Origin of the sequence: Draconibacterium mangrovi, from assembly GCF_010586825.1 — a bacterium.
GTDB lineage: Bacteria > Bacteroidota > Bacteroidia > Bacteroidales > Prolixibacteraceae > Draconibacterium > Draconibacterium mangrovi.
On sequence record NZ_JAAAGB010000007.1, the window covers coordinates 127,733 to 143,015 of the forward strand.

Below are 15,283 nucleotides of genomic sequence, written 5' to 3' on the forward strand. Positions count from 1 at the left end.
TTTTATTTTTCAGGTAATGAGTTCTTAATAAAATCAATAAACAACGGATGGGGATTTAATACCGTACTTCTGTATTCCGGATGGAATTGCACACCCACAAACCATTTGTGTTCTGGTATTTCAACAATTTCTACCAGGTCGGTTTCAGGATTAATTCCTGTTGGTATCATTCCGGCGTCGATGTATTGCTGACGGTATGTTTCGTTAAATTCGTAACGATGTCGGTGTCTTTCGTGAACCGTTAATTTATTGTATGCTTTGCTTACGTTTGAGTTCTCGTCGATAATACGACATTCGTAAGCTCCCAAACGCATTGTTCCACCATAATTGGTAATACCTTTTTGTTGTTCCATAAGGTCGATTACCGGATGTGGCGTTTTTGGATTCATTTCTGATGAGTCTGCATTCTCCAGATTAATTACATTTCGAGCAAACTCAATAACAGCAACCTGCATTCCTAAACAAATACCAAGGAAAGTTACGTTGTTTTCGCGGGCATATTGCGCTGCCAGGATTTTTCCTTTCATTCCACGATGTCCAAATCCCGGAGCAACGATAATTCCGTTCATTGGTTTCAAATGCTCGTCAATGTTCTCTGGATTCAACTCCTCTGAGTGAATCCAGTTAATATTTACTTTACATCTGTTTTCAGCTCCGGCGTGTACCAAAGCTTCAGCAATTGATTTGTAAGCGTCGTGTAATTCAACATATTTTCCAACCAAACCAATTTCAACAGTTTGTGTCGGGTTTTTATGACGTGCAAGGAAATCATTCCAGGCCGAAAGATCAATTTCTTCGTTAATAGTTAATCCCAGTTTATTCAGTACTGTGATATCCAGCTTTTCTTCCAACATTTTTAACGGCACATCGTAAATTGTTGGCACATTAACCGATTGGATTACAGACTCTAATCCAACATTACAGAACAGTGCAACCTTTTGGCGAACCGATAATTCAATATCATGCTCGGTACGAAGAACCAGGATATCAGGTTGAACTCCGGTTTCGAGCAACATTTTAACCGAGTGCTGTGTAGGCTTGGTTTTTAATTCGCCTGTTGCCGACAGGTAAGGAACCAGTGTTAAATGAATTACCATTGCCCGGCTTCCCAATTCCCATTTTAACTGACGAACTGCTTCAATATAAGGTAACGATTCAATGTCGCCTACCGTACCCCCAATCTCTGTGATAACAATATCGTATTTACCTTTTGATCCGAGAATTTTAATTCTCCGTTTAATTTCGTCAGTAATATGAGGAATAATCTGAACTGTTTTTCCCAGGTAATCACCCCGGCGTTCTTTATCGATAACCGATTGGTAAATTCTTCCGGTTGTTACGTTGTTAGCCTGCGATGTTGCAGTATTTAAGAAACGCTCGTAATGTCCCAGATCGAGGTCGGTTTCCGCTCCGTCTTCGGTAACAAAACACTCTCCGTGTTCATACGGATTCAGCGTTCCCGGATCAACGTTAATATACGGATCCAATTTTTGAATGGTAACATTATAACCACGAGATTGTAGCAACTTGGCTAGCGACGAGGCTAAAATACCTTTTCCCAACGACGAAGTAACTCCACCGGTAACAAATATGTATCTAGTTTCAGGCACGGTAAATTTATTTATAATTCGAAGCCACAAAATTAATCAATTAATACGAACCGTAAACTAATGAACCGGCAATTTAACCGATATAGTAAATAGTTAATAACAATGAGCTTTTAAAAACCTTATTTTATTTAACAATAATCAAATCGTTTTCCTTAGCGTATTTAAAATGAACTGATGAGTTACTCGAAATATCAAAAAATATTAATTAGCCAGAAATAGCGATCAACTTGTTTACAAAGGTAAATACATTTGTAAATTAACACGTCAACACATATGTAACAAGGAACTTTTCATTATTGCCCCATGCCTATAAAGGCTATATATAACAACAGTTCCATGAATTACACATTTGTATACAAAGCATAAAAAAGGCCATTGGTCAACACCAACGGCCTTTATGCAAATAGAAAAACCTTATATAGCAAGCGTTTTTCTCTAATCGATAACTATTAACTTTAAAACTCTTTCTTAAGTTGCGCTACCCAGTCTTCAACCCGTTGTTTTGTTTTACGGGCCTGGTTTTCCTGGTCAATCGGCAATCCTATAAATTTGTCGCCTCGTTGTGCACGCGATGCTTCGAAGGTATAACCTTCAACAGAGGTTTCCCCAACGATAGTTGCTCCACACTCTTCAAGTATTTCAGCCAGTAAACCAATTGCATCACAGAAGTTCTCTGTATATCCCTTCTGGTCGCCTAATCCAAAGATTGCAAACTTCTTCTTTTTAAGGTCCATTTCTTCCAGATCAGGCAAAAACTCATCCCAATAGTTGGGTAATTCACCATCGAACCAGGTTGGTGCACTAAGAATAAAATTGTCATATTTATTCAGCACATCTTTGCTCAGCTCTTCAGCATTAACTGCTTCAATTTCTTTCTCGCCAAAAGCAGCAATCACTTTTTCTGCTACCTTTTTCGATTTTTGAGTATTGTAACTGTATATAATTGCGGTTTTACTCATTTTTCCGATTTTTAGTATTCAATTAATTCTTTTGCTGCAGTGTAAATACGCTGTGTATTTGGTAAGATCGCCTGTTCCAGAATACGGTTGAAACCAACCGGCGTAAATGGCGAACCTACACGTTTAATAGGTGCATCAAGGTATTCAAAACCTTTTTCGTTGATGAGAGCGCTTAACTCGCCACCAAAACCACCAAACACTTTATCTTCGTGAACAACCAATACTTTGTTGGTTTTCTTAATCGAATTCAAAATGGTCTCTTCATCCAGCGGAATCAAAGATCGCAGATCGATAACTTCAACATCTGCAATTCCTTCTTCTGCCAGTTTTTTAGCAGCGTCAAGACTTAAGTGCGTTGTATTTCCGTAGGTAAGAATAGTCAGATCACTACCCTCACGGCGAATTCGGGCTTTTCCAAACGGAACCTCAAAATCATCCGGTACTACCGTAGCAGCTTTCGGATCCTGGTAAAGCGCTTTTGGCTCCATAAACATGGTTAATCCTTCTGAACGTATCGATGTACGCAACAATCCGGCTGCATCGTCGGCAAACGACGGATAAACAATACGTACTCCCGGAATGGCAGCCAGCGAACCTTCAATGTTTTGCGAGTGGTACATTCCACCACCGATATAACCGCCTGACGCCAGGCGAATAGTTACATTTGGCGAAAATTTACCGTTCGATCGCCACAGGTCGTGACTGGTATCAACATATTGTTCCATTGCCGGCCAGAAATAGTCAGCAAACTCAGCACCTTCAACTACAACACGGATTTTCTCGTGGTAGCGCGACATACCGTTGGCTGTTCCAAGAATAAAATCCTCAGCAATCGGGCCGTTAAAAACACGCTTCTCGCCAAACTCGGCCTGCATACCTTTCGATACGTTGAAAATACCGCCTTTATCTTTGTTGGCCATATCCTGTCCCCAGATAAACGTATCAGGGTTATTGCGGAATTCAGCCTTTAAAGTCTCGTTAAGCGCCGTAATAAATTTTGTCTTCTCTCCTTCTTCGTTATGCAATCCTTCCGGGTATTTCTCAGAAACATAAGGATCGGAAAATACATGATCGTAAATGGTTGCAGGATCAGGATCAGGAGCAGCCATTGCAGCTTTGTGAGAAGCCTTAATTTCAACTTTTACTTCTTCGTCAATTTTATTCAGTTCTTCTTCTGTGAATCGCTCGTAACGCAATAACAATCTTCTGTATTTTGCCAGCGGATCGTATTCTACCACGTAGTTTCTTTCCGCATCTGAACGATAAAGCAAATGATCATCAGAGTTGGAGTGCGATCCCATACGCACACAGTTGGCCTGCAGTAATACGGGTTTGCTTTCCTCGATGGCATAACGTTTGGCTTCTGCCATGGCGTTCATCGAGTCGAAAACATCTTTACCGTTACAGTGAATAATACGCAGGTTTTTATATCCAATAAAGTTATTGGCCACTTTTCGTTGTGCGGTTTGGTCTTTTTTAGGTACCGAAATACCATAACCGTTATCCTGAACCACAAAAATCACCGGCAATTCTTCTTTATCGGCACCGGTAATCGCTTCGTAAACGTAACCTTCACTTACCGATGATTCGCCCTGGCTACTTATAGAAACCGCTTTCTCACCATAATATTTAATAGCGCGGCCGGTTCCAACAGCATGTAAAGTGTGGTTTCCGGTTGCCGACGACACACTGTGCATATTCCACTCGGGTTTTGCCAGGTGATTAGACATGTGACGACCACCACTTGATGGGTCGGTTGCCTTTGAAATACCGTTTAATATTATCTCTTCTGATGTCATTCCGCCCGCAAGAGCAGTCAACATATCGCGATAATACATATATAAGTGGTCTTTTTTCTTCTCAAAACTTTGTCCGATAGCCAGCTGAATTCCATCGTGCCCGGCATAAGGAGCATGGTACGACCAGCCTATGGCCTGTTTCAGATAATTGGGTGCTTTTTCGTCGAGTGCACGGCCAATTTTCATTAACCGGTACCAATTCTCTAAAGTCTCCTTCGGAGTTTTCTTAATTGTATATTGCTTTGGTACTTTTAAATCCTTCATAATAAATTATATTGCGCGGTTTATATCAAATTGTTCCAGATGATCAGCAATGCGACGTAGGAAAGCGCCTCCCAGGGCACCATCGATAATACGGTGATCGTATGATAACGACAGGTACATTTTATGACGAATTGCAATTACATCGCCGCTTGGAGTTTCCAAAACAGCTGGTTTTTTCTCGATAATTCCTGTTGCCAGAATAGCAACTTGCGGTTGGTTAATAATTGGTGTTCCGATAATATTTCCGAACGAACCGAAATTGGTAATAGTAAATGTTCCACCCTGAATTTCGGCCGGATCGAGTTTATTGTTACGCGCTGCATTAGCCAGTCGGTTCAGTTCTTTTGTTAAACCAACAAGGTTGCGCTGTTCAGCATTTTTAATTACAGGAACAATAAGGTTTCCATCGGGTTTGGCAACGGCGATACCAACGTTTATATCTTTCTTCATAACGATTTTATCACCGCTAACAGAAGAGTTTAACATAGGGAATTCAGCCAGTGCAGCGGCCACTGCCTCTGTAAATATTGGCATGAAAGTGATTTTGTCGCCATATTTTTTCTGGAAAACGTCTTTGTTTTTATTTCTCCAGATTACAAGATCGGTAACATCGGCTTCAACCACTGAAGTTACGTGTGGTGATACTTGTTTCGACATCACCATGTGATCTGCGATCAGTTTGCGAACACGATCCATTTCAACAACAGTGTCGTTGGCTCCAATTGAAACCGGAGGTGCGGCCTTTTTCTCAACTACCGGTGCTGCTGATTTGCTTTCAGTCTTAGCTACCGGCTGAGCTGCAGAATTGTCTCTGCTTTCCAGGTATGCCATGATATCTTTCTTCTGAACGCGGCCTCCAACACCCGATCCTTCAATGCTTTCCAACTCATCAAGCGAAACGTTTTCTTCTTTAGCAATGGTTTTTACCAAAGGAGAATAGAAACGGTTTGAAAGTTTTCTACTGTCATCAACCGAAGCATCGGTTGTTTCTGCTTTCGCAGGTGCATCGCTGGTTGTAGCTTCTTTTTCGTCTTTGCTATCGGTCGCTTCCGGTTCAGTTTCTTCAACTTCACCATCAAGACTAACAACAGCCAGAACTTCGCCAACTGCAACCAGACTATCTTCCGGATAATTAATTTTTGTGATTACGCCATCTACCGGCGACGGGATCTCAGAGTCTACCTTGTCAGTAGCAACTTCGAAGAGCATATCGTCCTCTTCAATAGTGTCTCCCTCTTTTACGAACCATTTAGTAATGGTGCCTTCCTGGATACTTTCGCCCAGTTTAGGCATAACGATATTAAAACTTGCCATAATAAATACTTTAAATCTATGTTTTGCTATTTGCACTTATAACAACATAACTAAAATTGAAATGTTCAGATTGCAATTTTAAATTTGTGCAAAAATAGAGTTAAAAGAATTTTAACGATCAAAATCGGGCAAATTCGTACTAAATAGTATTTATCTCAGATAGATTTTATCGAATGACAAAAGTAATATACAGAAGTATACGAAAACAAATGTATACTACACTTGTAAAGCACCGATTAATTCACTGGCCGACTGCATATTGTGGCGTTTCAAGTAATCTTCAATGCCTTCAACAATCTTAACCGGAATCATCGGATCTTTAAAGATTGCTGTACCAACCTGAATAACTGAAGCTCCTGCCAGCATAAACTCAATCGCATCAGTAGCAGTCATTATTCCACCAATTCCAACAACAGGAATTTTAACGGCGTTGGCAACCTGCCAAACCATGCGTAATGCAATTGGTTTTATTGCCGGACCAGATAATCCCCCGGTTATAGTAGATAAAAGTGGTTCTCTTTTTTCGGCATCTATGGCCATTCCCAAAAAAGTATTTACCAACGACACAGCATCAGCCCCCTGTCCTTCTACAGCCCGGGCAATTTCAGAAATGTCGGTAACATTTGGCGACAACTTTACGATAAGGGTTTTATCGTATACTTTACGTACTTCGCGGGTTACCATCTCTGCTCCCGGACAGCTCACGCCAAAGGCCATTCCGCCTTCCTTTACATTTGGGCACGAGATATTGAGCTCAATGGCATTTATTTTATCCAGCTCATTAACTTTTTCGGTTAAAGCGATGTAATCTTCAACTGTAGACCCGTTTACATTTATAATCAATTGTGTATCATAGTCAACAATTTCAGGATAAATGTTTTCAATAAAGTAATCGATTCCTTTATTTTGTAAACCCACAGCATTTAACATGCCTGAAGGTGTTTCCGCCATTCGCGGGTAGTTATTACCATCGCGGTTTTTAAGCGTTGTACCTTTCAAAAAATAACCTCCAAGCAAGCCTGGTTCAAAGAATTCAGCTGTTTCGCGAGCAAAACCGCAGGTCCCCGATGCCAGTGTTACCGGATTCTTAAATTCTATATCGTGTAATTTTACTTTTAAATCTACCATTTCAAATCATTAATGTTAAACACCGGACCTTCAGTACAAACACAAAGGTTTCCTTTGGTGGTTGGCTCAATACAGCACAAACACACACCAAAACCGCAGGCCATAAGGTTTTCGAGGGATACCTCGCAAAATACATTAGCAGCTTTTGCCTCTTTTGCAATGGCCCGCATCATTCCATCCGGCCCACAGGCATATACTTTACTGTAAGATTTTAAGTTAGTGGTAAATACCGAATGTTGTGTTACAAATCCCTTTTCACCCAGCGAACCGTCTTCTGATGCATAATGTAAATTCGCATACTGTTTATAGCTATCTACATTTATATGGTCTTCTTTTGATCGTGCACCGAGTAAAATGTCAACATTCTCTACGGGCAAACCCGATTCTTTGGCTAAGAAAAGCATTGGCGCAACACCACTACCGCCCCCAATCAGCAGGATCTTATCGTTTGCCGACGGATAAGTAAACGTTTTTCCCAATGGATAAACCAAACTGAGTTTACTTCCCACTTTAATCTCCGTTAGTTTACGCGATCCTCTCCCCAGTATTTTAACGATCATAGAGATTACATTCTTCTCCTTATCCACTTCAAATACAGAGAAAGGCCTGCGAAGAAAGATCTCCTCAGCTTCCTTTATTTCAACATTCACAAATTGTCCTGGTTTTATCTCCGGAAGTTCCGTATCCGATTGAACTTTGATAAGAAAGTTTGTAGCGTTTAGCGCACTATTTTCAATTACGTTGAATTCTTTAACAAACTTTTTTGGCATGTATTATGATTTTGCCGCAAAGATAATAGAATAATCGTTGAATTTCGTGCCAAGAATTCATACAAAAAGAAAAGACCGTTGAATAACGGTCTTCTATGTTATATTTAAATTAGGTAAAAAATAAGGGTCTTTGTTTATTTGTATACAAATGTATTATAATTTTTCTAATTTACAAAACAATATTTTACTTTTTTAGTATAAAGTACATTTTGAAAAAATCATACTTCTATAAACCAGAATTGGCCACTATTTCTAGTGGCCAAGCGACTTCTGGATTTATCAACTAAATTGGGTTTGTAAATTGAATCTATATAATATTAATCATCCTGTCGTATTGTTGTTTACTTTTGTTGTTACAAATATGTAGACTTTAATTTACATATGCAAACTTTTCGAAGTTTATTTTTGTAACTATTTTTACATTATTGCTTATATTGTTGAAATCAAGTAGATTACGTATGTAAATTATTTAAAATATTTTTGTTTACAACTAATAAAACCCAATAAAACAATCATGATTCCTGTGAATCACCAACAATGATGAACGTGTTTCCTGTCGAAGCGCTTCATAAAAATAGTCAGATCACCAGGCGCATAAATCGATTGAACTTTGAATAACTTATTGTTTGTGCCTTTGATCCACGCTAACATTAAACCCGGTTTTCACACGAGGATAATCCTATTTTATCCCTGGGATATTGTTCAGAATTACAACGTTGAAGTGAGTTTACTGAACAGCTATGTCTTAACAAAAGCTCTTTGTGGCCCTGAAAGCGTCGAATCTGATTAATCCGGTGCATGGTATTGGCCTGAAATGCCTGAAGGGAAATCGTTCGGCACAGGCAACAGATCAAGAATTGACCGGGATTCCAGATGTAAAACAGCTGTCTTCTCTTAATCGACTTTCAGAAAAAACAAAAGAGGACCGTATTAATACAGCCCTCTTTGTTCCTCTGGTTTAACCACCGTTTGGGGTCAAATACCTTTTGTAATACGATTACAATTCTCTACAACATATAGTATACAAATGTTTTGTTCTATTGATTCTTGAAATTCTCTGCGTCTTTCATCTAATATAAAGCTGTCTACCATTAGGCACCTTTGCCTTTCATGTGATAATAAATAATGGTTTGCTAAAGTCTTCTTCTTATATATTACAAGTTATTTACTTAGCGTTGCTTATATATATTAAACGTACCGTCACGATATATAATTACCATTTTATCTATTTCGCTATTTGATGCAGACAATGGTCCCTCAATATTCTCCTCCGGGACCACACTCTTCATTATTGGTTTTTCAACCAAAGGCTGCTGTTTAACAGATTCTTCAACTATTGGTAGCTTTTGCTGTGGATTGTTTTTCACTGATACATGATCATTAAACATATCTCCCTCACCGGTAAGTAGCCAGCGAGCGTTTAAATCAGGGAATTCCAATAGTAGCCTCTCAATGAATGAAGCACCTGGTTTATTTCTACCATTAAGAATATGTGAGATATTAGATCGCTGCACATCCAGAACTGCAGCCAACTCACCGGCTGAAATTCCTTTTGCTTCGATAAAATTTTTAATTCGATCTTTCATTTATCTAGGTGTTTGTAAAGATACATTTGTCATGCGTCCAACAGACTTCTTGTATTCTTCGAAAACAAATGTAAATATTCTTTTCGAATTTAACAACTACTTTTTATAAAATGTAAATACCGAATAAACTTTAAAACCTAATAAATAATCGATATATAGCTTCATGTAAATATCTTATATCTCTAGTTAATAGCATTATATAACTCATAAGTATGATGTTTTGACATAAAATGGCCATCCGATAAGATTCTTTGCAAATATTACTTTATATAATACGTATAAAATACTGAAATAAAGTTAAATAAATATATTTACACACTTTGTATTTTTATTCATAATGATTGATTGTATCAATTCCATATTTTGTATAATGCGACTTTATTTATATAAACACCCTCCCCTTCCAAATTACATATATAAAACACAGAGGTTATTTAATTTTAAAAAGTCGAACCTTGATTCATTCTTCAGTATTACTAATGATACAGATGTAACTTTCCTCTAAAAATATGAGCACAACATATGTATACATATTGAATTGAAAAGAATTTTACATTCGTATCAGATTTAAAAAGTCATTTGTGAAATTCACAAGAGTATACTTTAGTTCTGTAACATTACACCCCCGATTCGATTCCCGATGATAGAACAGTAATACCTAAAACTACCCCTTAAATAATTTTTGGTTTTCGTTACTGATAGATTGAAATGACTACTGCCCTTATCAATTATGTAGTTTTGCTAAAAATGCCGTAAATATTTACGCATAATTACACGTAAACAGAAAACTGGCGGATTCTCAGAAGCTTAAAAACGGACTTTTTACAATATAAATCACATAAATTTAATTACTTAGCACAAAATCATAAGTATTAGCAGTGACATTCAAATAGAGAAAATACCCTTGAATTCTGAATTTTTCCGCACAATTACACAAAGAGCTGATTTCCGTTGACGTGTTTCTTCTTAAATTTGTCTATAACGAATTAAAATCAACAGACAGTAAGAAATCGAACCCAACTTCTTCCAGTTCTTTAAGATACGAAGCTCTGACTCCTATTTTTACCGGAGCATAAAATCTAAAGAAATTGACATCGCCCATTAACTCGACACCATACGACGATATGTCCACATTATATTTTGTAGGTATTTCACCGCCATGGTAACTACCTTGCAGATTAGCGTAATCAGCAAATAAGGTAGCACTAATCCTGCGGATATATGTAAGTCCGCCGATGCTTAAATCGGGATTCACAATTGGCAGCGCATAGTTTAGCGACAAAGAACTCATTTGCTCGGTTTCAATCTTTGTCCATCCCCGGGGAAAACGGATGGCATCAGAAAATCCAAAGAGATTTCCCGAACTTTTATCTTGTAATCCTCCATACAAACGAATGCCGTGATTTTTCAAAAGGCCGGGAAGATACATCGTGGCTGCGCCGGCAGTCAAACGCCCCATTTCGGTTGATTGCCATGGCGAGTGGCGAAAGTTCCCTTCTAATGCAAAGCCAAAATTCGGATAAATATCCTGATGGCTTCTTCGTAGAAGCTGGTAATAATATAAGCGGTACGAAAGCGATTGATAATCGCCAGTGCTAAACTCGTCGGGTGTCGACTCCTCTTTTCCGTAGCGAGTAAACTGGTATTCAACTTCAGGTTGAAAAAAGCGCGTAAATGCTCCCCTCGATAAATTTAACGGAATACGCATATTGGCACTAAAATTCGTTTCATTCCATTTATAATCCTGAAGCGTGGTATCTCTTTTTGTCACCTGTCCTTCCTGGTTTTGGTACTCCCGAATCAACCAATATTGCGAAGCGCGTTTACCACCTGTTACTTCAAAATCGAATACCGGAAACCAGCCTTTGTACGTATACCTTCCATAAAAATGGCCTGTTTTTTCGCTGGTATCCCACTTATATCCCAAAGTGGTAAATGCTGTACCCAATTTATTTTGCGACATCAAACTAACGCCGGGTAAAAACTCATAATTGTCGGGATCGACAAAAACAGGTGCCCAACTGTGAAAATTTAGCAGATGTTTCGGTTTGCTGTAAGTCTGCGAAGCGAACAGTTTTGTGGTATCAACACGCGAAAAGTCAACAATACCGGGCTCTTGCTTTTGCATGGAATTGGCTAGTGCCCAGCTTCCTGGTAAAACCTCTTTTAACGGCACTGTATTTTCCGGCTGGAATTCGATAATACGAAAACCATCTCCGGTGTAATCGCTAAGTGCAATTGTTCCATTTGTCTGAATGGCAGGATAAGCAACATCAAAACGAGGTTCGTAAACTTGTTCAATTTCATCAGTGGCTAAATCGTAAATGTAAAGGGCATTTTTACCCGAATAGCTGCTTATAAAATACAAGTTATTTCCGGAAACCTGTAATTGTTTAATCTCACCCAACGCTGTTCCCGGAAGCAAAGTTTGCTCCTTATTTTGCAGATTGACTTTTGCAATTTGTTTTCCTTTTTCGTCCAGCAGCACATAAATTAATTCGTGCTGGTTTAACCAAACCGGAGAAAATAAGTAATTGTTATTCTCAGTCTGGTAGCGGTATTTCATTTTTCCACTCGAGATATCATAAACCGTTAAATAATTTGCACTTGAAAAATCGGTTTCCACAACTGCTACCTCTTTTAAATCGGGTGAAAGTGCCGGAGCAAAAGCCTTAAATTCAGTAGCAACGGAATACATTTTTTTTGTAGCTGCATTTAAGATCCGAATTCGTGAAATTCCACTGTGCGACCAGCGAACATCAGGTACTTTTTCTGTCCATACGATCCATTCTCCCCTAAAATTTACAGACTCTTCAAAAATATATCCAGGTATTGTTAGGCGCTTTTCTCTATTTGTTTTTGTATCGATCTTTACAAATGAAGGAACTACATTCAATCCTGTTTTGTAGGCAATTAGTTCATCATTGTTAAGCCAGTGTTTGTGCAAATAATTCGTATATCTTTTATTTTCTTTCGAAAGTTGAGATGATGGATCGGCTACAAATTTTGTATCATTATTTTTCCATTCGGTTGCCAGACTGTCAAATATCGATTCGTAAAGCCGAACCTTTCCTAAACCGGTTTCAAGCTTTAAAGCTCTATTGAAAGGAGTGATCGAAAAAGGTTTCCTGCCCACTCTTTTTATGGTCTTTTCCCAGATATCACTTCCGTATCGTTCTCTTGAACCAGCTACCAGGTAATAACCCAGCTGATAGTGGTTGGGAACGTAATCTTTGAATGATCCGAGGTAAGCTTTATCGTACGAAAATATTTTGTTGTCGACCACCTGCGCCTGGTGTTCCATCAGAAATGAAGGAAAACGTCCGCGTCCGTAGTTTCCTAAGGCAGTTTCTGTTACCACAGCATCACCTTCAATAAACCACCACGGAAGATAGGCCCCGAACAACAAAGCAGTTCCCTGTTCACCCAAAATAATTTTTATGATTTTGGGTAACTCGGCATTTAATTTATCGATCTGCACCACATGTCGGAATTCGTGCAAAGCCAGCTGTTCCAACCAATCTTGCGAATAAATTGCCTGATGTGGTGTGGTGTAAAACTCGGATCGTTTTGGAGCATAAGCCACCAAACCATTCGACTGCACCGTTTGTGTATGAAGAATTACCGATATTTTTCCCGGCTTGTATTTTAACGAATAGCTTCCGAAATCGTAAACCATCTCCAGTTTTTGAGCCAAAACCTGTGCCTGGTCTTCATAATAATCGGGATATATCAGCTGAAAATTGGTGGTGTTAATTTGCCGCCATTTCAGAGATGCCGGATCCTGCCCCGTATCGAAATACTGAGCTTGTGCAACATATGTTGTAAATACAAGAAGTAATAAGAATAGTTTCTTCATTTTATCAGTGGAAATGAAATGCCAAAATACACAAACGAAATTATATAAAAACAAAAAGCCCGGAAAAATCCGGGCTCCTAAGCTTGAACATGTTTTGTTTTTTATTCTTCTACTTCTACTTCGTTAACTCCTAAAATAGGGATTGGATTGTCGTCTTCTTTTTCACCGTCAATAGATGCATAAAGTGTTGCAAATGCTGCATGAACCCAAATAAGTGAGAAAATTACTCCCACGAAACACACTATTAATCCGGCAATTATGATGAAGAACGATAAAATAGCCATTCCAAAAATGGTCCAACCGTAACCACGTGTCATTTGCCAGCTTTTTTCAACAGCTTTCATGGCATCCAGTTCTTTATCCATTACCAGGTAAGGCACAAAAACCAGTCGGCATGCCACAATAATACCGGGAATTACCAGCATAAATATTCCAACCGTTACCAATGCTGCTACAATTAAATTGGCTAAAACAATATTTAAATATTGTGTTTTAAAGCCTTCGAACATTACTTTCAGGTCGGTCTCTTCGTCTCTCATAGCGGCTAAAAACAGCTTTTTTTCGCCGTATTTAATTACAGGAACAAATAAAAAACCATATGCCAACGCAAATAATGCTATTGGAAAAAGCAATAGACCAATGTTATTAAAATCACCTCCATTCCATTCGCCTTTAAAACCATATCCGGGTCCATTTAGTAGCCCCGTAATTATAACGGCTACCAGAAGTGTCAGGAATGATTTATCAAACATTTTTCTCCATGCGTAACTAAAACTTCCACCCGCCGATGGTCCCAAATTAAAATACTTTAAGCTTTCCATTGTTTTTGTTTTTTAATGTTTTTGTTTTCTGTTTTCTGAGTGGCACCTTTCGGCGCCTGAACATTGTTTTTTGTAATTGTTATTCAAATCTACTGCATATCTCAAAAAAATCCTTCCTACTAAAGTTGGATTTAGTAATTTCACTACTTTCGTAGTTAGCGCCTCACGGGCAAAGTGCGTAAAATTGCAATGCACTACTAAAGTAGTTTCTAATGTGGATTAAAATTTTAGCATACACAATTACATTTATTATTTCGGCCGGAATTTCGGCTTTGGGAATTATGCTTGCCTACCAGCAATACCAGCAGAATAAGAAGCCAATTTTCACGACTTTGCTGTATCAGCAAATATTTCTTTTCTCCTTTCTGTTTTATGGAGTTTGGGGAAATATAAGCCTTCGGATGGTTATTGCCGATTTGAATATTAGTGATGCGTTATGTGCCAAGTTAGCCGTTTTTATACCCATTATTGGAATTCCGTTTATGGTGGTAAGCTGGTTTATGCTTTTAAAGTTTGCCAATAATTGCAACGGACGCCGACTAACAAAAACATTCATTTTTAGCTTCTTTCCTACTTTTGTAGTGTTGGCTTTTGCCCTGGTTTTTCTCATTCAGAAAGAATATATTCAGGTTCCTGAAAATGCAGACCTTTTTGTTGTGCGCATTTTAGTACTGTTGAACCTGGTCGTTTATATGTTTTTTCTGATGCCGTTTTTCATAAAAACTAAAGATGTAGGTTTGCTGAAAGAAACAGGGCTCAACAAAAACCGGGTGCTGATTATTTTTGGAGGCACCTTACTTTATTCCGGCGTGATGTTTTTTTTCAACCGGTTCGGATATATTTCTACCTGTATAGCCTTAGTTGTTTTGTTTGCGAGTAACCTGGTTCTTCCGGCAATTATTCGCTTTCAGAATCAAACAACGCCAGAAAATGGGAATATGGATTTTCAGTCGTTTTGTAACTTTTACGAAATATCGAAACGAGAAGCTGAGATCATTCAGGAGATTTGCAGTGGAAAATCAAACAAAGCAATTGCCGATAAACTCTTTATAACCTTACAAACTGTAAAAGACCATAACCATCGAATCTTCACAAAAACAGGAGTAAAAAGCAGGGTTCAACTAGCAAATCTGGTTCGCGAAAAAACTGGAGAAAATTAACAGGACCTCCCCG

The 15,283-nt window shown here is 38.5% G+C and carries 11 protein-coding genes; 2 read left to right on the forward strand and 9 right to left on the reverse strand.

Annotation, left to right across the window (positions count from 1 at the left end; genetic code table 11):
• Positions 1 to 2: 2 nt before the first annotated feature.
• The 6 genes from G4420_RS17060 to G4420_RS17085 all read right to left on the reverse strand — a co-directional run bounded on the left by G4420_RS17060 (position 3) and on the right by G4420_RS17085 (position 7,844).
• Positions 3 to 1,610 (reverse strand): CTP synthase, encoded by a 1,608-nt coding sequence (locus G4420_RS17060; RefSeq protein WP_163325144.1) that lies wholly within the window; start codon positions 1,608 to 1,610, stop codon positions 3 to 5.
• 455 nt (positions 1,611 to 2,065) lie between these two features.
• On the reverse strand, positions 2,066 to 2,569 hold the full coding sequence (locus G4420_RS17065; RefSeq protein WP_163325145.1) for a flavodoxin: 504 nt from the start codon (positions 2,567 to 2,569) through the stop codon (positions 2,066 to 2,068).
• Between the two features lie 11 nt (positions 2,570 to 2,580).
• The gene (locus tag G4420_RS17070; protein WP_163325146.1) at positions 2,581 to 4,632 is read right to left on the reverse strand and encodes an alpha-ketoacid dehydrogenase subunit alpha/beta; all 2,052 of its coding nucleotides are present in this window, start codon (positions 4,630 to 4,632) and stop codon (positions 2,581 to 2,583) included.
• A gap of 6 nt (positions 4,633 to 4,638) precedes the next feature.
• Entirely contained in the window at positions 4,639 to 5,946 is a 1,308-nt protein-coding gene (locus G4420_RS17075) for a dihydrolipoamide acetyltransferase family protein (RefSeq protein WP_163325147.1), read from the reverse strand.
• 216 nt (positions 5,947 to 6,162) lie between these two features.
• Positions 6,163 to 7,074 (reverse strand): dihydroorotate dehydrogenase, encoded by a 912-nt coding sequence (locus G4420_RS17080; RefSeq protein WP_163325148.1) that lies wholly within the window; start codon positions 7,072 to 7,074, stop codon positions 6,163 to 6,165.
• Positions 7,068 to 7,844 carry a dihydroorotate dehydrogenase electron transfer subunit gene (locus G4420_RS17085; RefSeq protein ID WP_163325149.1) on the reverse strand — a complete coding sequence of 259 codons (777 nt, stop codon included), beginning with the start codon at positions 7,842 to 7,844 and terminating at the stop codon, positions 7,068 to 7,070. The genes G4420_RS17080 and G4420_RS17085 overlap by 7 nt, the downstream gene beginning before the upstream one ends.
• A 761-nt stretch (positions 7,845 to 8,605) precedes the next feature.
• Between G4420_RS17085 and G4420_RS17090 the strand changes: the two genes are divergently transcribed.
• A complete protein-coding gene (locus G4420_RS17090; RefSeq protein ID WP_163325150.1) occupies positions 8,606 to 8,806 on the forward strand; it encodes a hypothetical protein in 201 nt (66 codons plus the stop codon).
• A 207-nt stretch (positions 8,807 to 9,013) separates the two neighbouring features.
• Here G4420_RS17090 and G4420_RS17095 read toward each other — a convergent pair whose 3' ends face one another.
• The 3 genes from G4420_RS17095 to G4420_RS17105 all read right to left on the reverse strand — a co-directional run bounded on the left by G4420_RS17095 (position 9,014) and on the right by G4420_RS17105 (position 14,110).
• Positions 9,014 to 9,430 (reverse strand): helix-turn-helix domain-containing protein, encoded by a 417-nt coding sequence (locus G4420_RS17095; protein WP_163325151.1) that lies wholly within the window; start codon positions 9,428 to 9,430, stop codon positions 9,014 to 9,016.
• Between the two features lie 976 nt (positions 9,431 to 10,406).
• Positions 10,407 to 13,289: a TolB family protein gene (locus tag G4420_RS17100; protein ID WP_163325152.1), complete on the reverse strand. Its 2,883-nt coding sequence runs from the start codon at positions 13,287 to 13,289 to the stop codon at positions 10,407 to 10,409.
• A 101-nt stretch (positions 13,290 to 13,390) separates the two neighbouring features.
• A complete protein-coding gene (locus tag G4420_RS17105; RefSeq protein ID WP_163325153.1) occupies positions 13,391 to 14,110 on the reverse strand; it encodes a hypothetical protein in 720 nt (239 codons plus the stop codon).
• Positions 14,111 to 14,322: 212 nt separating this feature from the next.
• Between G4420_RS17105 and G4420_RS17110 the strand changes: the two genes are divergently transcribed.
• On the forward strand, positions 14,323 to 15,270 hold the full coding sequence (locus G4420_RS17110) for a helix-turn-helix transcriptional regulator (protein ID WP_163325154.1): 948 nt from the start codon (positions 14,323 to 14,325) through the stop codon (positions 15,268 to 15,270).
• Positions 15,271 to 15,283: the final 13 nt, after the last annotated feature.